Source organism: Lysinibacillus sp. 10T31, assembly GCF_056394365.1.
Window position 1 is genome coordinate 12653 of the sequence record NZ_JBFTHS010000003.1, and the last position, 19290, is coordinate 31942.

At 34.7% G+C, this 19290-nt stretch carries 15 protein-coding genes, 1 pseudogene and 1 riboswitch; of the genes and pseudogenes, 2 read left to right on the forward strand and 14 right to left on the reverse strand.

Going from position 1 to position 19290, the window contains the following annotated elements:
* Positions 1-2 precede the first annotated feature (2 nt).
* Positions 3-662: a GAP family protein gene (locus AC1DCY_RS02455; RefSeq protein WP_477347133.1), complete on the forward strand. Its 660-nt coding sequence runs from the start codon at positions 3-5 to the stop codon at positions 660-662.
* A gap of 298 nt (positions 663-960) precedes the next feature.
* On the opposite strand, the gene AC1DCY_RS02460 is transcribed toward AC1DCY_RS02455, so the two are convergent.
* Together AC1DCY_RS02460 and AC1DCY_RS02465 are read right to left on the reverse strand one after the other, a co-directional pair.
* Positions 961-2931 carry a S9 family peptidase gene (locus AC1DCY_RS02460; protein ID WP_477347135.1) on the reverse strand — a complete coding sequence of 657 codons (1971 nt, stop codon included), beginning with the start codon at positions 2929-2931 and terminating at the stop codon, positions 961-963.
* Positions 2918-3403 carry a DinB family protein gene (locus tag AC1DCY_RS02465; RefSeq protein WP_477347137.1) on the reverse strand — a complete coding sequence of 162 codons (486 nt, stop codon included), beginning with the start codon at positions 3401-3403 and terminating at the stop codon, positions 2918-2920. The genes AC1DCY_RS02460 and AC1DCY_RS02465 overlap by 14 nt, the downstream gene beginning before the upstream one ends.
* A gap of 159 nt (positions 3404-3562) precedes the next feature.
* On the opposite strand from AC1DCY_RS02465, the pseudogene AC1DCY_RS02470 reads away from it, so the two are divergent.
* A pseudogene (locus AC1DCY_RS02470) lies at positions 3563-4045 on the forward strand (CatB-related O-acetyltransferase); the annotation flags it as partial.
* A 222-nt stretch (positions 4046-4267) separates the two neighbouring features.
* Here AC1DCY_RS02470 and add read toward each other — a convergent pair.
* The 12 genes from add to AC1DCY_RS02530 all read right to left on the reverse strand — a co-directional run bounded on the left by add (position 4268) and on the right by AC1DCY_RS02530 (position 18778).
* Positions 4268-5260 (reverse strand): adenosine deaminase, encoded by a 993-nt coding sequence (gene add, locus AC1DCY_RS02475; protein ID WP_477347139.1) that lies wholly within the window; start codon positions 5258-5260, stop codon positions 4268-4270.
* Positions 5261-5325: 65 nt separating this feature from the next.
* A riboswitch (purine riboswitch) is annotated at positions 5326-5424 on the reverse strand.
* Between the two features lie 774 nt (positions 5425-6198).
* Positions 6199-6951, reverse strand: a complete 753-nt coding sequence (locus AC1DCY_RS02480; RefSeq protein WP_477347141.1) for an iron ABC transporter ATP-binding protein — start codon at positions 6949-6951, stop codon at positions 6199-6201.
* A complete protein-coding gene (locus tag AC1DCY_RS02485; protein ID WP_477347143.1) occupies positions 6948-8012 on the reverse strand; it encodes an iron chelate uptake ABC transporter family permease subunit in 1065 nt (354 codons plus the stop codon). Before AC1DCY_RS02485 ends, AC1DCY_RS02480 begins: the two co-directional genes overlap by 4 nt.
* Complete coding sequence (locus AC1DCY_RS02490; RefSeq protein WP_477347145.1) at positions 8009-9025, reverse strand: ABC transporter permease; 1017 nt, start codon at positions 9023-9025, stop codon at positions 8009-8011. Before AC1DCY_RS02490 ends, AC1DCY_RS02485 begins: the two co-directional genes overlap by 4 nt.
* Positions 9026-9044: 19 nt before the next feature.
* On the reverse strand, positions 9045-10076 hold the full coding sequence (locus AC1DCY_RS02495; protein ID WP_477347147.1) for a siderophore ABC transporter substrate-binding protein: 1032 nt from the start codon (positions 10074-10076) through the stop codon (positions 9045-9047).
* A gap of 397 nt (positions 10077-10473) precedes the next feature.
* Positions 10474-11151, reverse strand: a complete 678-nt coding sequence (locus AC1DCY_RS02500; protein ID WP_477347148.1) for a response regulator transcription factor — start codon at positions 11149-11151, stop codon at positions 10474-10476.
* Positions 11152-11935: 784 nt separating this feature from the next.
* Positions 11936-13204: an MFS transporter gene (locus tag AC1DCY_RS02505; protein WP_477347150.1), complete on the reverse strand. Its 1269-nt coding sequence runs from the start codon at positions 13202-13204 to the stop codon at positions 11936-11938.
* 359 nt (positions 13205-13563) lie between these two features.
* The gene (locus AC1DCY_RS02510) at positions 13564-14751 is read right to left on the reverse strand and encodes an MFS transporter (RefSeq protein ID WP_477347152.1); all 1188 of its coding nucleotides are present in this window, start codon (positions 14749-14751) and stop codon (positions 13564-13566) included.
* 624 nt (positions 14752-15375) lie between these two features.
* On the reverse strand, positions 15376-16245 hold the full coding sequence (locus AC1DCY_RS02515) for a metal ABC transporter permease (RefSeq protein WP_427559470.1): 870 nt from the start codon (positions 16243-16245) through the stop codon (positions 15376-15378).
* Positions 16242-17114, reverse strand: a complete 873-nt coding sequence (locus tag AC1DCY_RS02520; protein WP_477347155.1) for a metal ABC transporter permease — start codon at positions 17112-17114, stop codon at positions 16242-16244. The genes AC1DCY_RS02515 and AC1DCY_RS02520 overlap by 4 nt, the downstream gene beginning before the upstream one ends.
* 11 nt (positions 17115-17125) lie before the next feature.
* Positions 17126-17854 carry a metal ABC transporter ATP-binding protein gene (locus tag AC1DCY_RS02525; protein WP_477347157.1) on the reverse strand — a complete coding sequence of 243 codons (729 nt, stop codon included), beginning with the start codon at positions 17852-17854 and terminating at the stop codon, positions 17126-17128.
* Between the two features lie 9 nt (positions 17855-17863).
* Positions 17864-18778: a metal ABC transporter solute-binding protein, Zn/Mn family gene (locus tag AC1DCY_RS02530; RefSeq protein ID WP_477347159.1), complete on the reverse strand. Its 915-nt coding sequence runs from the start codon at positions 18776-18778 to the stop codon at positions 17864-17866.
* Between the last annotated feature and the right edge of the window lie 512 nt (positions 18779-19290).

The following is a 19290-nucleotide window of genomic DNA, read 5'->3' on the forward strand; positions in this document are numbered from 1 at the left end:
GAATGGTGAGTATAGAACTACTTCTCCTGATAGGTGGTTTGGCTATACTGGATACATTAAGCCCTGCCACATTAGGGGTAACGGTGTGTCTACTTTTAACAGATAGAGAAAAACTTACAAATCGTTTATTGATTTATTTATTGACGGTTGCAGGATTTTATTTTGCTGTTGGAGTTTCACTCATGTTAGGATTAGGTTTTTTGCTTGAGATTATTTCTGGCGTATTTCAAAATCGAATTGTAAGCTGGATAGTCTTTATTATTGGAGCAATTTTGTTCATCGCAAGTTTTTATGTTCCAACAAAGAATAATTCAAACCTGCCTTCTCCAAAATCAAAAAGCATTCTTTCAATTGTGGCTCTGGGATTCACTACTTCATTAATCGAAGTAGGTATGGCATTCCCTTATTTTGCAGCAATTGGAATAATGGCTACTTCTAATCTATCATGGATGGAATGGTCTTCTATTTTAGCTGGATATAATTTTATCATGGTGATGCCTTCCCTCTTACTGTTTCTCCTTTATCTCCTGTTTGGTCGGAGGATGCAAAAACCTCTTAAGAAACTTCGGGTAAAAATAGCTAATAATACAGGGTCAGCCCTTTCTTGGATAATGTGTATTGTTGGAATCATTCTAATTTTCAATAGTCTGGATTTTTTGTAAGGCGTTTAAAAATGTTGGCTTTTCTTTAATTTCATGAATTGTTTTTAATAAAAAAGATTACATTGGTTACTCCGAAACTATTCCAAGTGTTCTTGTTTAGTTACCATATAATAAATAAAAATAAAATCTTCCTCTGCCTGACAGGTAGTCTTTAGCCTGTTGAGTTTCGTATATTCGGTGCATCAATGCATATAAAGGAATCTTTTTAAAACATACATTTAACAATAACTCTATAATTACAATGTGATAAAAAAATCAGGTACTCAATATCGAGTACCTGGTTTACTGTTTTTAATCATTAAACCCTAAAATCTTTCATACTTTCTCCAAGAATATAGTGTGAAAACCACATCAAATTCTGCTTCATTATAGCCAAATTAATTCCTGGCTGGTCAGAACTATATGCCATTCCTTTAAATATAATTAATTCTGTATCAACTTCCATATCCTTTAATCCTTGATATAGCTCATATGCATGTGGTGTTGGGATTCTTGCATCTTTTTCGCCATGTTGGATTAAAGTGGGAGTACAGGCTGATTTAATATATGTCATTGGCGATGTTTTAGTATATATTTCTGGATCATTCCATGGATCATTTCCTAAATACATCCTAATGAAGTAAGGTATATCTGTATTTACATAATGGGTACTCCAATTAGTAATTCCACCTCCAACTGAAATAGCTTTAAATCTACTACTAAATGTAGAACAGAAAGCTGATATATATCCACCGTTGCTCCATCCCATAACCCCTACTCTATCTTTATCTACAATCCCTTTATCAACTAGTTTATCCACTCCAGATATAACATCATCGTAGTCTGCAATTCCCAGCTTTCTATAGTTTGCTTTTAAAAATTCATTACCGTAACCAGAGCTTCCCCTGTAGTTTGGTTCTAGAACGATAAAGCCTTTTTCGATAAACTGTTCAATAGGATATTTCCCATTAAAACAGTCTGAAAATATTGGAAATGATGCCCAAGCTGGACCACCATGGATTACCACTAATAAGGGATATTTATTATTTGCGTCAAACTCTACTGGAGTTGATAAAACTCCCTCTATTTCAAGCCCATCACTACTTTTCCATGAGATTATTTCCCTGTTACTTTTAAGCTTTCCTTTGAAAAAGCTATTTTCATTCGTTATTTTTTTATCGTCTAAATAGATTTCAAAGGTTTCATTTGTTAAAGCCTTATTATAGGATATATGATTTCCATCTCTTGTTATAGAAGCATCCATTATAAAGCTATTTACTTTATCGCTTAACATTTCCACAGTGCCATTTTCAGATAACAACCCAATTAGATAATTAGTTTTATTCTGCCATCTAATTAAAATTCCTTTAGCTGTCCACCGTAATGGAATAACCGTACTATCAAAATCTGTTAAAGGTTGAATTAGCTCTCCATTATTAATATCAAATATCTCTAGTGTACTGTCTTGTATATGAGCCTTATAGTAATCTTTCTCCATTATGCTTGCTGAGTAACATATTTTGCTGCCTTCAGGAGAAAAACAAACGCTCCCTCCCAACAACTTATTAATATTCATCTTTTGTAGCTCTCCAGCTTTAATATCTAATATGTATAGATCTCCATTAATATAATCTCCCATATTTGAACTTGGAGTAGCCATTAATACAACCTTTTTCCCACAATTTGAAATATCAAATTCATGGACATGAAAATCCTGACCATCAGTTAATTGATAAACAACGCTATTTTCGTATTCATATTTATCGTTTTGTATCACTTTTTCTATTTCAATGTAATATAAACAATTATTTTGGTATTCCTTACCTATATGTTGGAAATCTCCATATAGTTCCTTACGTTTCTTTATCGCTTCAGACTCTTTTGACTGTGCAACATAATACAAACCCTTTCCAGTTGGCTCCCATTTGAATTTACTAACCCCTTCTTTCTCATCAGTAATTTGAACCCCATTATAACCATCTATTGACTTAACAAAGATCTGATTTTTCTTATTATCCCCCTCACCAACTGGGCTAAGGTAGGCGATATTTCTAGAATCTGGAGACCATAATGGATATGTACTATCTATATCACTAGTTGTTAATGGGTAACACTGCCCCTTATCTTTTTCATATATCCATACATGATTCCTATATGTATTGTCTTTCCAGTTAGCTGTCTTCTTGACAAATGTTACTTTTTTGCCATCATCACTTATGTTTATATCTGATAAGGTTGGTAATGAAATAATCTCTTCTATTCTTAGATATGTTTTTTCATTCATTTTCATTAATAGCCCCTCTCGTTAACTCTCTTCCAATAAAGTTAGCAGGTACAGGGCTTAGTTCTAATTCTCTCGCCCAAACAGAAAGTTGACCTATGTGGTGAATTTCATGAGTAATAATATGGTGTAATATTTCATCAACAGTGTATTTATTTTCATCCCAGGAAACACTGACTAATTTTTCTTTTAAACCTCCTACATTTGTTTTTATAAATTCAGCTATTTCATTTCGTGTTTTATCTGAAAGTGATTTAAGCTTCTCAAGTGTATGATAATCAGCAAACTGAAATACTATATCTTCTTTGCCTCGAATACCACGAATCCAACTATATTCCACATCAATTATGTGAAAAAGTGTATATAATATATTTCCTACTCCACCCCTGCGATCTTTTAACAACTCTTCAATTGTCAGTTGATTGCACCAGTTAAACCATTCATCTCTTACCTGCCAGTTGTATTCAAAGAATTTAATCATTGTAAGCACTCCCATCTAGCTTAATACATTATATTTCGATGAAAACCCAACTATTTCCTTCTTCAACTAACCAGTTACGACGCCAATTAAAAGAGCAACTTTCCCCATAGTTTTTACTATATTTGGACCTGTGACAGCCCCAAGTGTTTTTTTAAAATTAATCCTATTAATGATTTTGGTTGGCATTTGGATAGATTAATTATTGGAAACTATGTTTGTATCGCAAGCGGTGTGATCATTTTAATGGGTGGTAATTATAATCACCATTCTGAATGGATAACGGTATACCCATTTACAGAACAAATCGAACGCTCTTATGAACCTAAGGGATATACTGTTATTAAAAGTGATGCTTGGATTGGTATGAATGCTATGATAATGCATGGGGTTACTGTTGGTGAAGGTGCGATTGTTGCAGCAGGATCTGTTGTTTTAAAAGATGTTCCTCCTTATACTATTGTCGGCGGAAACCCTGCAAAAGAAATAAGAAAACGTTTTTCAGATTCAGAAATAGATAAATTATTAGAATTACGTTGGTTTGATTGGGAAAGAAATAAAATTGAAAAAGCTGTCCCTTTGTTGTCAAGTGGTTCCATCAATCAATTGTATGATTTCTATTTTAATGAAGTAAAAATAAAATAATAAACACTGAAACTACATTCTATTTGGAGTGTAGTTTTTTAGCTTAATCAAAACGTTTAACTTTGATGAGTAGGCACAAAAAACCAGGTACTCTCTTTTAATGAGCACCTGGTCATTTGTTTTGTTACCGTCTTGGCTGACAAGTTAAGTTTTATGTTAGTTAAAAATATGTTCAAGTACAAGTATTGTTTTCTTGTTTTTGTTGGCTAAATCTAATTTTCTTTAGTATTGCGCCAAGCACCATTCTTTAGTTTCTTGGTCAGCAAAGGATGATTCTACACTATTTATATAAATTTGCCGATAATCTTCTTCACTTAGATTAAATTCATTGTTAACTAAATGGATTTCTTTTGCCATTGTAGTATCTGATACTGTTCTGTTATCCGTATTAAATGTCACTTTTATTCCATCTTTATGAAACTTATAAATCGGATGTTCAGAATAATGATGTACAGCTTTCGTTTGGACATTACTTGTTGGACACATTTCAAGCACTATCTGTCTTTCTTTCACAATCTTATAAGCCTCGGCACAGTCTTTAATAAATACTCCATGTCCTATTCTTTCAGCACCTAACATTTCAACAGCCTCTAGAACGTTTTTACCAATTCCCGTTTCACCGGCATGAATAGTGACTCTGTAACCATATTTTTTGGCTAATGCGATTGGATCTATGAATTTTTCACAAAAGCCTTCTTCTTCGGATGCACATAGGTCAATTGCCACCACACCTTTTCCAAGGAACTGTTTCCCCTTTTCTACCACCTCAAATGCACTTTCTGCAGACATCGTCCTCATACAAGACAGGATTATATTTCCCTTTATTTCGTAACGATTTTCAGCGTCCCTCATCCCCTCTATAACAGATTGAATAACTTCTTCAACACCAAGACCTTGTAATGTGTGAAGTAACGGGGCAAATCTGACTTCTAAATATTTCACATTTTCTCTTGTTGCATCCTCAAATAGCTCGAAAGTAATTCTTCTTAAGTTCTCTTTGGACTGCATGACCAAATTAGGAAGAGAAAATCTTTTTAAATACTCATCAAGAGATTCACATTCTAACGGAGCAATCAGCTCCTTTTGCAGTTCATCCTTATCAAAAGAAGGTAGCTGAATCCCTTCCTTTTGTGCAATATCGATAATAGTTTCAGCTCTTAAGCTTCCATCCAAATGACAGTGAAGTTCAATTTTGGGTAATGCTAAAAAGTTCATTTTTGACCTCCTGAAGTAAATTTTTAGATTAAAATACAAAAAAATTCCTGACTACAAAGAAAATACAAGTTTTGTACTTTCTTCGTAATCAGGAATTTCGGTTCCTGGTAGAGACCCCCAAACCATATTATTGGGGTTATACGAAATATTATTGATTTCTTAACGGCTTTTAAAATAATAATAAAAAAATAATTGATTGTCAATATGGTTCCTAACATCGATAAATTATTTTGATTATTGTAAAAGCATATTCTACAATAAAAAATTTTCATTTACCTTTTTCAACAACACTGCTTTGTTAGTAAGAGGAAAAGGTTCTTTTGATATACATTTCGGAGTACGGAATGCCAACAAAAAAACCTTAAATTAAGTTGTTTTTTTATAAAGTTTTATTTAAATTCACTCTAAGATTGTATTTGTTACTTTGAAACTATTTTAGTAACCATTAAAAATTAGATCATATAATTTATCTCAAGCTTTTCTAGACCAAATAATATTGATTTTAATTCAATTCCCTCTTTTAATGCTTTTCGTACTGTCTTTATGTTATGTTTTGTTTTATTTCAGACATAATTTAATTTACAAAAAATGGTCAACAACTAGTTTATCTTGATTTTCAAGAATAGTCCTCTTTAGCATTTCAAATTTTATTTCTTCAACTAACTCAAGAACTTCATTTAGTTTAGGTTTAATTGTATCAAATAGATTGAGTATTTCTTGACCATGGTCATTAAGATCACTAAATTTCTCGTTATGACATACTCCAATCATTATAGAGGGCAATGGTATTTGAAAAAGCTGCCGCCTGTAAAATACAGACAGCAACTTTCAACTAGAGTAGCTGTTATGATCTGTGCAAGCTACAGTAATAATTTAATTTTCTATTAGTTTTTTTGGCATACTCATTTTTTGGATGTTCTTCTTTTTTTATTTTGTAACTAATAAACAGCGATTGGCCCATAAGGACCTTCAATAATTTCTATTTTTGTTTCAAAAATATCTGTCAAAATTTTCGAGTCCATAACCTCTTCTACTGTTCCAAAAGCGGCAATTTGTCCATCTTTCATAGCACAAATTCTATCAGAATATTTGGCTGCAAAATTTATATCATGCATAACAGTCAGAATTGTTCTTCCAAATTCATTAGCCGCACGTCTCAAATGCTCCATCATCTGAACAGAACGAGCAACATCAAGGTTGTTCAGAGGTTCGTCCAAAAGTACATATTCAGTCTCTTGGCATAAAACCATTGCTACATATGCCCTTTGTCTTTGACCACCTGAAAGCTCATCTAAATATCTATTCTCTAAATCAGTTAAGTCTAAAAAATCGATATATTTAGAAATAATAACCTCATCCTCTATAGTTAATCTTCCCTTTGAATAAGGAAAACGTCCAAATCCAACTAGTTGTCTAATAGTAAGCCTAGTTACAAAATGATTTTCTTGGCGCAATATAGTCAAAATTTTTGATAAGTCTTTTGATTTGGTTTCTGAAACATCCATATTTGCCACCTGAATTTGACCTTCCTCCATATCCAAAAGTCTTCCAATCATCAAAAGTGTCGTAGACTTTCCAGCGCCATTTGGTCCAATTAAAGAAGTAAAACCCGCTTTTGGTATTTCAATATCCAAAGGTCCTATTTTTACCTTATCCGTATAGAACTTTTTAACATTATCAATTTTTATCATAAAGCCCTCTTCCTTAAAACTACAGTTAAAAATATTATTCCACCAAATAATTCGATAATAACTGAAACTACACCTTGAGCATGGAATACATGATACATTAAAAAGTATGCACTCGTTATTATCAAAAATCCTATAGCAAGAGCCATTGGAAAAATGTATCTATGATCATAAGTTGACGCCGCCTGATAGCTCAAAGTCGCTACTAAAAAGCCATAGAAAGTAAGTGGTCCAATCAAAGCTGTTGAAATTGACATCAAAATAGCAACCAATACAAGCGTATAAATTACATTAGATTGATATTTAACTCCAAAAGAAGTAGCAACATCCTTCCCTAGTGACAATATATTTAGATTCTTAGAATGAGCAAGAAGTAATATTGCTACAATTATTACCAGAGGAATTACAATAGGAAAATATGCAGAATCTGCATTATTAACAGAACCAAACAATCTTGCCTGTAAAATATCAAATTCAGAAGGCGCAAGTAGTCTTCTCATGAAAGTTGACACAGAATTTAGCCCAGTGCCAATAATAATTCCAACTAAAAGCATAAGTTGTAAGTTCCCATATTTACCAGAAAGTAACCATCCATAAAGTATCAAACTCATCAAGACCATAACAACAACTTGAAATAAAAATGATCCAATCCCAGTAAAATTTATCAATGCACTAGCACCAAAGAAAAATATTGTACTAGTATGAATTGTTGAGTAAAGTGATTCGAAACCTAAAAGCGAAGGAGTTATAATCCTATTATTCGTAATCGATTGGAAAGCAACAGTCGACAAGCTCTGACAAACTGCAGCAATAATCATTGCAACAAGAGCTACTATCCTTCTCTTAACAACTGGGATAAAAGAAGGTGAATCAAATGGAACTGGATTGTTATAAACTAAAAGTCCATATGAAGAAAGGATGCCCAAAGCAATCAATGTTATCAGCAAGATCCAATAACGCCTCTCTTCCTTCTTAGAACGAAAAGCCCTAGCTGATCTATTTTCATTATGAAGGCTAGAATCGATTTCGACATTTTCTTTATTTCTATATTCCAATGTGCTCATCGTAGCCTCCTTGGTTTTCTTTGTCTTAATAAGATAATTATAAACACGACTGACCCCACTGTTCCCAGTATTAAAGAAACAGGTACTTCAAAAGGCATTATAATTGTTCGAGAAATTATGTCACAGGCAGTTATAGTCCCCATCCCTATCACACATACCCAAGGTAAATTACTCCTAAGATCATCGCCTCTATACATCGAAACAATGTTTGGGACAATTAAACCTAGGAAAGGTAAGTTTCCAATAACAGCTGCAACAATTCCAACTGCAAGAGAAATAAGGGCAGTCCCCACAAGAACAATCCTATTGTAATTAACGCCAAGGCTTGTTGCGACATCTTCTCCTAGTCCAGCTAAAGTCAATCTATTAGCATAAATAAAAATAAACAAAGTAACGATAACAATGAGCCATAAATATTCATATCTACCCACCTGAACAGGCGCAAAAGAGCCTACAAACCAAGTTTCAATACTTTGTGTCTTTTGAAAAAGAAGTCCTAAAAAAGTGGACACTGCAGAAATAACTGCTCCAAGCATCAATCCAATAATCGGGACAATTAAAGACGAACGAAGTTTAACTCTTCTTAAAAATAAAAAGAAAATCATAGTTCCTATAAAAGAAAAAATGATTGCACCAGTCATTCTTAGTACTAAAGTCGGGGCAGGAAATAATAAATAAACAAAAAGCAGCCCTAAACCTGACCATTCAATAGTCCCTGTTGTAGTAGGTTCAACAAAACGATTCTGTGTGATCAGTTGCATTACGAGTCCTGCCATTGACATTGCAGCTCCAGTAAGCATTAATGCAGCTGTTCTCGGAACACGAGTTATGAAAAACATCTCCATTCCATCCTCTTGTCCACGTATATCATACACACCAGTAAACAGTGATATAATGCCTAAAATAATAACAACTATAATCGCTAATATAAAAGGTTTTGTCCATATCTTATTGTAGTTATAAAACTGGGGTTGAGAATTTATCTCAACCCTAGAAGTTACATTTTTCAGCACTATTTTATACTCCTTTACACTACTTAGCTTTAGCTAAAGTATTTGCAAGGTTTTCAAACAACTCTATATAAGTTTGAATTGATTCATTTGTGTAAGTATCTGCTGGTGCATAAACAATATGTTTTTTAGAAACAGCAGTTGTTTTTTGAAGAGCAGGTGCGTTAGCAATAACATCCTGAGCAGGAACTGAATTCTCTTCACCAGATATTGCTGCATCACGATCTAATACGAAAAGCCAATCAGGATTACTTTGTGCAATAGCTTCAACAGAAACTTCATCACCTTTATGATCTGAAGTAGAATCGGCAACATCTAATGCTGAAGCCCAACCGAAAATTTCATACATTGGTCCCCAAACACGTCCAGAATGCGGAGCTGAGAAACCAATATCCCCACCACCAACGATAACACTCATAACTTTATCTGTTCCATTATAAGCAGATTTAGCATCTTCGATAACTTTGTCAAAATCAGCTACCACTTGTTTAGCTTCTTCATTTTTATCGAAAATTTTTCCTAAAGCAATTGTAGAATTTTTAAGTCCATTTACTAAGTTTTCCCCAGGCGTAGCAGCTTCCTCCGAAACATCTACATTAAGATCAATAACAGCTGCATTTGGCACTAATTTTTTGATCTCTTCGTAATAACCAGCAAATCTTTGACCGACGATTACAAGTTCAGGGTTTGCAGCTGCAATAATTTCAAGATTTGGTTCGCGGTGATTTCCAATATTTTTAACTGAATCGTCCTTTACATATGGTGAATCCGCAGGCATTACATCCTTTGGAACAGCTACTAAGTCAATGTTCCAATCAGCTAAAGTTTCAAAAGTTCTATTATCCAAAGCAACTACATTCTTTGGGTTTACAGGAACAGTAACAGTTCCATGGGCATCAGTGATTTCAACTGTCGTAGGCTTAGCAACCTCTTCGCTTCCTTTATCTTCATTAGACTTTGACTCTTGATTAGTTTTATTACTTGAGCAAGCTACTAACATCAATGTCAAAACTGCCATAATACCAACAAATTTTAAAAACATAGATTTCTTCATACATATACTCCTTATGTAATTTATTTTGAAAACGATGAAGTCTATAGATTGAATTGGATAGTAATTGCTAACCACCCCAATTGCTATTGATAATCATTTTCATTTGGTCGTTCTGTGAATCAGTATAGTCTTTAATTATGTGAAAATCTTGTGAAAGATATAAGTTTATAAAGAAAGTTGCTTTCAAGCATAAATTGTCTACAAAAAAGTAATACGTGAAGTATTCTTTTTATAGTTTCCGTCTCTTTAAAATATCTTCCAGAAACTGTTTGATTATCAGATTTAATAGAACAAAAAAACGAGCAAAACAGGATGAAACTGTTTATACTCGTGTTTTCTCGATTATGTTAGATTGATTACTGTGACAAATTGTACTTTACCTATTATCTTATTTTTACTATTCAATCATTGAATAGCCCCTACCATGGATTGTTTGAATATATCGGTCTTTCTTCTCGCACTTTAGCTTTTTTCTTAAATACCCAATATATAAATCCACTACATTTGGATTGACTGCTACGTCATATCCCCAAACCTGATTCAAAAGCATTTCACGGCTCAATATTGTATTTTTATTCTTGATTAAAAATACAAGTAAGTCATACTCGCGCTTAGTAAGCGGGAGATTTTCCCCACCTTTTGTCACAATATTACTGGATGCATCAACGAAGAGATCTTTAAACCGAAAGTAATCAGTCACGATTGGCTGGATAGAGTCCCCTCTTCTTAAAATAACTTTTATCCTTGCTACTAATTCTTCTTTCACAAATGGTTTTCTTATATAATCATCTGCTCCTGCTTGTAATCCTGCTATACAATCCTTGCTGGACACATTGTCGGTCACAATTATTATTGGTGTCGTTTTAACAGTCCTTATTTGTCTGCAAATTTCCGGTCCAGATATACTTAACGAATCCCAATCCAATACGATAATATCCCAATCTTGCTCATATACTATATTTAAACCTTTGTTTTCATTGTGAAGTGTTAAAATGAAATAGCCTTCTTGCTTTAGACCGCTTACGATTTTCTTTGCTAAAGACCGTTCATTCTTAATTACCAACACCTGCTTCACCTATGGTTCACCTCTACTTCATTACATAATATTTATCACAAAAAAGAATATCAGATTAATAAATCTTAAATTTCTAAAAAACTATTATAACAACTTGTCAGGATAAATTTGAGTGATTTTACTATAAATATGTAAAAATACTAAAAAAAAGATCTCCGCCATTGATACTTTTGGAACATCAGTAAACATAGTTATGGAAAACGAATCTACACTGCATGTTTCCGATTCCAAACATTTCTATTTTAGATTGCTCAAGGAAGAACAACTCAGCCGAAGTGGACAATTTATTTTTTGGGAGTGAATACTTTGCCGCAATTGCTGACAATTAGATAAAGGCATATATGGGATTCTGGCCGACAGTAACTATGTATTTTTCATCTGGTGAGTAGCCTTTTTCGACTTTTTTATAGATGAATACTCTTTAAAGCTAGATATGTGTGGTCTATTACACTTTCAATTAACAAAGTCAATTCCCCCTTCTCGACATCAAGTAGAATGAAAATGATACTATACGGTCGAGTGACAGTCAAACAGAAGCAGAATGATAAAACAAATAACTAATTACATAGTTATTTGTTGTTATTAAGAGAAAAAGGTTCTTTTGATTTACATTTCGGAGTATCGAATGCCAACAAAAGAACCTTAAATTAAGTTGTTTTTTTATAAAGTTTAAATTAAATTCACTCTAAATTCTTGATTTCACTGCATCATTAAAAAAGATTGTATTGGTTACTTTGAAACTATTTTAGTAACCCTTAAAAGTTTTAGTATCATATAATTTATCTCAAGCTTTTCTTGACCAAATGACAACTGGAATAAGGATTAAAGATAATAGACCTCCAGCTAAAGATAATGTTGCATAGCTTGCATTAGCTACTACCATGCCTGAGAGAGCACCACCAGAAGCCCCTGCTAGGGCAACTAAAACATCAATTTTCCCTTGCGTTTTTGCTCGAGTGGAAGGTTCAGTTGAATCAACTATTTGGGCAGTACCACTAATTAAGCCAAAGTTCCACCCTAATCCAAGTAAAGAAAGAGCTACGATTAATAGAACCATAGAATCACTCGGTGCAAATGCCGCTAATAAACCAGCTAATAACAACGTCACTCCTGAAGCAATACTCATGGCTGTTCGTCCGATTTTATCAACAAGAACGCCTGTTACGAGCGACGGAAGATACATAGAACCTACATGAAATCCTATAACAATCCCTACTTCCGATAAACCATGACCATGGTGTTTCATATGTACAGGTGTCATCGTCATTATTGCAACCATTACAATTTGTGTAAGTACCATAACCGTTGCACCAACTGTAAGACCTCTTTTATTGATAGCTTTTTCACTAAGAGATACCGACTTAGTCCCATATTCATTCTCTCGTCTGTCCGCTTCTATCATTTTTGCAATTTCTAATGGATCTGGGCGTAACATAATAAAAAGGACAAGACCTGCTAAGATAAATGCTGTTGCAGATAAGATAAATGGACCTGCAAGCGCCGGAACCCCTATTGAAAGAGCAACTTTCCCCATAATTTCTACTAAATTTGGACCTGCGACAGCCCCGAACGTTGTCATCACCATTGTTGTGCTGATAGCCTTTGCTCGTTGTTTATTATTGGCTAAATCTGTCCCTGCATAACGTGCCTGTAAATTTGACGCAGTCCCTGCACCATAGATAAATAGAGATGCAAATAATAAAATGACACTATTCGTAAGAGCCGCAATCACAACTCCGATTGCACCAAGTCCACCGACAAAAAAGCCTGTCGATAAACCTGTACGACGCCCATAACGTTGTGATAGTTTCCCTACAATTAAAGCTGCACCTGCCGACCCTAAAGTAAATAAAGCGGACGGCACTCCCGCATAGGCATCTGTCCCAAGCATTTGCTGAGCTAAAAGTGCCCCTACCGTAATACCTGCTGCTAGCCCTGCCCCACCAAAAACTTGTGAGAGACTAACAACGATTAGCACTCGCTTATATAAGTTCTTTAGCTTTTCGGGTGAATCAATATATGTGTCCATAGTTTCTTGTGCTTTTCCAAGCATCTTGCAACACCTTCTTTCTACTTTCCTCTACCTCTGCACGAAGAAAAATCTTTCTTCTGTACTAGAGACAAAAAACAAAATGATAGTTAATTAATGATACGGTTGTGTTTGTTCGTCTATATTCGTTATATACACAATGTATCAGTTTTTTTATAAACTGCAACATACATATAAAAAAGAGTGGAATTTTCGAATGCTTGAAGCACCACAAACCTTCTAGTTATAGTGGCACTCCCGACATCCCTCACCTGAAGAATTAGGTTTCCCGTTCGGAAAACCAATAAAAATGTAGACTTAATTAAGAAATAAGAACTGTCAAAAACCGTTTACAGATTTGACAGTTCTTTTTTTATTTATACTTAATGAGCATGCATAACAACATTCTTTTTCTTTGAATATAGTAAAAAAGTGATGGTTAAACTTAAACTAATAATACCAAAAACAAGCCCCAATCCACTTAAACCGACTAAATCCAGCATCATGCCTGTTGACAATAAGACGACCTGAAAGATGACAGAATCAATCATATTACGGAATGAGAAAAATCGCCCATGAAAATCTTTTGGCACTTGCTTTTGAAAAATCACCATTGTCGTCGGGAAAAAACAGCCTACTGAAAAACCAAAAACTCCAAAAGCCACTAATGCTAAAAATTTAATATCCGAGAATATTAGCATTAGCTCCATCGAACCGATGATAAATGCTAATATAAAAAGTAGTGTTTTAGTGTTCAGCCGTTCTGTAATCAATTTCAAACTAGCTGCACCTAACATAAAACCTATGCCTTCAACTGTATATAATAATCCTGATATGGTCGTTGAATGATGCATCTCAGAAATTTTCATAATAACTAAATTAAAGGAACCTAAAAATAATGTTGGAATTAACATTAAGACAAGTGTCATTAATACAACTGGGTGCTCCTTCACCATCGGTAACACTTCTTTAAAGTCGCCCTTTTCTTTAGTTGCTGACGATTGATTTGCCGTTTCATCTAATTGTAGGAAGTTCGTAATAACAAACATCATTATATAGACAATAAATGAAATGATGTACAACCATTTTAGCTCAAAGAAACTTAGCATGAATCCCGCTGCAGCAGTGCCAATAATCCTTGAAATCGTTCGAGCATTCATTTGCCAAGCATTTAATGTGATTAAATCCTTATCCTTAACAATCATTGGAATAATAGATTGTAGAGCAGGCATATAAAAGGCAGCTGCTATTTGCAACGTAATTAAAAAAAGAATCATCCAAATAACCGAATTTGTATAAAGTGCCATAAACATAAATAAAACACTTATTATTCGCCCTACACTCGCCCACTGTATAACTGTTTTCTTCATTGACCTGTCAATAATACGCCCTGCCAGCGGACCTACTACTAAACCAGCCAATATACCGCTAGAAATAATTAATGATTTGTGAAAGTCGGACGGAACGACCTCTTGCATAAAAGCTAGATTCCCTATAATCCCAGCCCACAAGCCAAGACCTACAACAAATTCACCTAATAAAATTATCCATACATTTCGATTACGCCACATGCTGTATCTCCTCGTTGTTTCATTTATTAATTAATAAATAGTAACAAAATTATAAATATTAGTACATAGAAGTTTTACAATAATTGTATTTTTATGAATGTTAAAAAATATTCCTTACTTTATAAATATGTATTCCTTTTAGACCTATCATTATGTTTTCATGCCTTTTCGAATTGCTTTAAACAGTATACTATTTTTGTAGAAAGTAAAAATCCGGCAAAAGTTTGAAATAATCAACAGGCAAATGACAAAAAACATCGTTTGATTCTATTATCAAACGATGTCAGACTGTAGATAAACGTTACTTTTTTTGTATAAAACTTTTATGATAATTTTATTCAGCAAACCTACCATTTAGCATTTTGTGAGGAGCGTCGATACTGTCACATTTTCCACCAGAAATTTATGTAGTAAGCCTAGTTTAATATAATGTAAAGCATAGCCATCATATTATTTTGGTTTCAGCTTGTCGACTCTTACTGTTGATGTGGAGATTGAAGCCAAGCCCGCGGAAAGCGTCACTCGGAGTAAAAATCAACTATTTACTGATACACACTAATTTATATTTATTCTTTTGTCGACAAGCTGACATCATTCGATACATGATCAAACAATGTTTTATCTTTACATAGCTTCTAATTTACTAACGAGCGATTTCCTTCGGCGCTCGGCGATTTTTTGACCTACTAATACAATAATAAATATTAAACCCACGGTTGTTGCCATCATCCCTGCAATGGACGTATCCCAAAGCTTCGCTAAATAATAGCCTATTACCGATGCTGAAGCCCCAAATAGCATACTATACATAAACATTTGTTTAATCGTTTTGCTTATTAAATAGGAGGTGGCAGCTGGTCCTATTAACATAGCGACAACTAAAATCGCGCCGACACTATCAAATGCAGCAACGGTTGTAAAGGAAATGGTTGTCATAAAGCCATAATGTAGAAAAATTACTGGTAATCCGATGGAAGCAGCATAAACTGGGTCAAAGGTTGTTAACTTCATTTCCTTAAAGAATAAAAGAAGGAACCCAATGTTAACTATCAGTACAAACAATAGCATCCATACGGCCTTTGGCATTGTGATTGATAGTAATGTCCATCTATCCCAAGGTACAAATGCAATTTCACCCATCAATACATGCTCAACATCTAAATGTACATTACCAGCAAATAATGTGATGAGTAGAACACCTGCAGCAAACAAGGACGTGAAGACAACGCCAATCGCAGCGTCCTCCTGAATGCCAGAGGAATTTAGTAATTGCACAAGGTAGGCCGTTAGAATTCCCGCGCATGCCGCACCAATTAACATCCAAAAGCCATTTAATGTTTGAGTAATAATATAAGCCATGACGATACCAAACAATACTGTATGACTAATCGCATCTGCAATCATCGACATTCTACGTAAAATTAGAAAAACCCCAGCAATTCCGCATGTAACCCCTACTAAAATGCCTGTAAAAACAACCCAAAACTCAATCATCCTAACTCACCTTGCTTTCGAAACCGCATTTTCCTACGATATTTATTAATTTGACCATTCGGACTAATAAGATAGGAAATAAAGAATATTGCAGCTGCCACTAATACAATAATTGGACCTGTCGATAATCCTGTTCGAATTGAACTAATAAAAGTTCCAATAATACCGGAAATACCTCCGATTACTGCACTAAGCACGAGCATTGAACTCAATTTACTTGTCCACAATTTAGCACTTGCGGCTGGGATGATTAGTAAAGCCGACATTAAAATAACACCCACTGCCTGAATGCCTGTTACAATGGTCATAACAATTAAAATTGTTAGTGTGACTTTCAAAGCTTCAATTGGTAAACCAATTCCTTTAGCATAAACAGGATCAAAGATTAGGAGCTTCCATTCTTTATAAAGAAGCAGACTTACCAAAATGATAATCATCGCACTTATAAACAACCACATTAAATCAGCTCTTGTCATCGTCGCTGCTTTCCCAAAAATAAAATTGTTGAGACCGCTTTGATTGCCTAATGGACTACGGTTGACAACTGTTAAAAATACGACACCCATTCCGAAAAATACAGTCAAGACCAGTCCTATCGCTGCATCTGCTTTCATTTTCGAAAAAGAGACAATCCATTGTATGCAATAAACAGACAGAGCCGATGTGATCCCTGCCCCAAGCATTAATATAGGTAATTCCTTTTGTCCTGTTAATAGATAAGCAATGGCGATCCCTGGCAATGCAGCATGTGCCGCTGCGTCACCTACTAAACTTTGCTTTTGTAAAAAGGAGAAGGTGCCAGTTATGCCAGCCGCGATCCCAAGTAACATCGTACCGATTAATACCCACAGTAAGTTACCACTTAACATATTGACCCTCCTTACACGTTTTGCATGATGAATAGTTTACCTCCATATGTTTTTTGTAACTGTTCTGGTGTAAAAACTTCCTCTGTTGGGCCTGATGCTAAAATTGTTTTATTTAAAAGAATTGTATAATCAAAATATTCTTTTACTGTTTGTAAATCATGATGGACGACAAAAATACTTTTTCCTCTAGTTTTCAAGTCTTTTAAAATATCGATTATCGTCTTTTCTGTCGCAGCATCTACCCCTGCAAAAGGTTCATCTAAGAAATAAATATCCGCATTTTGGGCTAGGGCTCTTGCTAAGAAAACCCGTTGTTGCTGCCCTCCGGATAATTGGCCGATAGAACGTTCTGCAAAGTCTTGCATGCCCACACTTGCAAGAGCTTGTTCCGCTAAAGCTTTATCCTTTCTAGACGGTCTTTTAAATAATCCCGTATGACCATAGCGCCCCATCAAAACAACGTCAAGGGCATTTGAAGGAAAATCCCAATCTACTGCATTGCGCTGAGGAACATACCCAACTACTAAGCTTTTTGGTTCAAAGGCTTTTCCAAGAATTTCAACTTGTCCTACTTTATTCGGTAATTGATTTAAGATGGCCTTTAAAAATGTAGATTTTCCAGCCCCATTTGGACCTATAATTGCTGAGAGATGACCCGTAGGAACCGTTACACATGCGTTTTCTAATACTATTTTCTTATCATATGCAACTGATAAATTTTCAACTGTTAGTGCATTCATATTTCTCACCTACCTCAATGCATCGACGATTGTGTCGATGTTATGTTGATACATACCAATATATGTACCTTCTTTTGTTCCCTGTGCACCCATAGCATCCGAGAATAGTTCCCCACCAATCACTATGTCATGACCTTTTTCTTTCACCCCTTCAATAACAGCCTGCATTGCTTTATCAGAAACGCTTGATTCTATAAAAATAGCTTTTATTTTGTTTGCCGCTAAAAAGTCTACCATTTCCTGTACGTCTTTTACTCCATATTCGGAATCTGTACTTAGCCCCTGTAAGCCACGCACTTCAAATCCTTGGCTTCTACCAAAATAATTGAATGCATCGTGAGCAGTGACTAAAATACGCTGCTTTTCTGGGATTTCGTTTACTCTGTCCTTCGCATACGTTTGTAATTCATCTAGCTTTTTCAAGTAAACTTCTTCATTTGCTGCAAAATCCTCTTTGAATTGCGGGTATTCTTCCTGAAGCTTATCTCCGATCACTTGAACAACTCCTTTCCAAAGCTCAATATCAGACCAAATATGCGGATCATGTAACATAGCTTCATTATCACTGGCAAGTAGATCTTTTTTATCTAACTTTTCTCCAACGGCGAGCACTGTTTTGCTTTTGGACATCTGTTCAAAAATATCAAGCATTTGTCCCTCTAAATGTAAGCCGTTATAAAAAATAACCTCAGCTTTGTCCAATTTCGACAGATCACTTTGTGTAGCTTTGTATAAATGGGGATCTACTCCTGGCCCCATTAAGGCTGTTACCTTTAAATGATCGCCACTAATTTCTTTAATAGCATCCGCAATTTGTCCAGTTGTTGCGACAACTACTCCTTCCTTTTCACCGTCTGTTTCAGCAGCACAACCGAATAACAAGAGTAAAAATGATAAAACAAATACACCAATAAAACGTTTCATGCTAAAAACCTCACTTTCACTTTATATTTAAGACATGGTTTTTGTTGATACTTTACGCGGGCCATAACAACCGTTCTCGCAATATCTTATCGGGAAGCTGGTGTTTGTTATGCCCGCTCAAATACTATTGTTAAAATCTAGTTAATATCAACATTACTTTAGTTTATATTGATTTTCTGATAAGGCGGCGCCAGACTATCCAGAAAATAACTACCATCATTCCCGCACCAACAGACTCGGTCAGTTTCCAAAAAAGTATAAGAATCAGCAAAATAATTAATGGAAGAATCGTCAACTTCAAGTCATCTAACTCTTTCATTTATACACCATTCTTTCTAAAATGACATTTTGTTTCCTTAAGGAAACTATAAGCTTAAAACTAAAAAACTTCAACTCTTTTACGAATTCTTCTTAGATAAAGTGTGATTTCACGAGAGAAATTAACACTCAAAATACTTTCAACTAATGCAAAACACCAGCATTTCTAGTACAAAAAGTGCTGGTGTTTACGC

Coding starts and splice junctions, on each gene's coding strand:
- AC1DCY_RS02495 (WP_477347147.1), bottom strand. CDS start 10,076: ATGAAGAAATCTATGTTTTTAAAATTTGTTGGTATTATGGCAGTTTTG.
- AC1DCY_RS02455 (WP_477347133.1), top strand. CDS start 3: ATGGTGAGTATAGAACTACTTCTCCTGATAGGTGGTTTGGCTATACTG.
- AC1DCY_RS02505 (WP_477347150.1), bottom strand. CDS start 13,204: ATGCTTGGAAAAGCACAAGAAACTATGGACACATATATTGATTCACCC.
- AC1DCY_RS02485 (WP_477347143.1), bottom strand. CDS start 8,012: ATGAGCACATTGGAATATAGAAATAAAGAAAATGTCGAAATCGATTCT.
- AC1DCY_RS02515 (WP_427559470.1), bottom strand. CDS start 16,245: ATGATTGAGTTTTGGGTTGTTTTTACAGGCATTTTAGTAGGGGTTACA.
- AC1DCY_RS02510 (WP_477347152.1), bottom strand. CDS start 14,751: ATGTGGCGTAATCGAAATGTATGGATAATTTTATTAGGTGAATTTGTT.
- AC1DCY_RS02525 (WP_477347157.1), bottom strand. CDS start 17,854: ATGAATGCACTAACAGTTGAAAATTTATCAGTTGCATATGATAAGAAA.
- add (WP_477347139.1), bottom strand. CDS start 5,260: ATGAACTTTTTAGCATTACCCAAAATTGAACTTCACTGTCATTTGGAT.
- AC1DCY_RS02465 (WP_477347137.1), bottom strand. CDS start 3,403: ATGATTAAATTCTTTGAATACAACTGGCAGGTAAGAGATGAATGGTTT.
- AC1DCY_RS02460 (WP_477347135.1), bottom strand. CDS start 2,931: ATGAAAATGAATGAAAAAACATATCTAAGAATAGAAGAGATTATTTCA.
- AC1DCY_RS02530 (WP_477347159.1), bottom strand. CDS start 18,778: ATGAAACGTTTTATTGGTGTATTTGTTTTATCATTTTTACTCTTGTTA.
- AC1DCY_RS02520 (WP_477347155.1), bottom strand. CDS start 17,114: ATGTTAAGTGGTAACTTACTGTGGGTATTAATCGGTACGATGTTACTT.
- AC1DCY_RS02480 (WP_477347141.1), bottom strand. CDS start 6,951: ATGATAAAAATTGATAATGTTAAAAAGTTCTATACGGATAAGGTAAAA.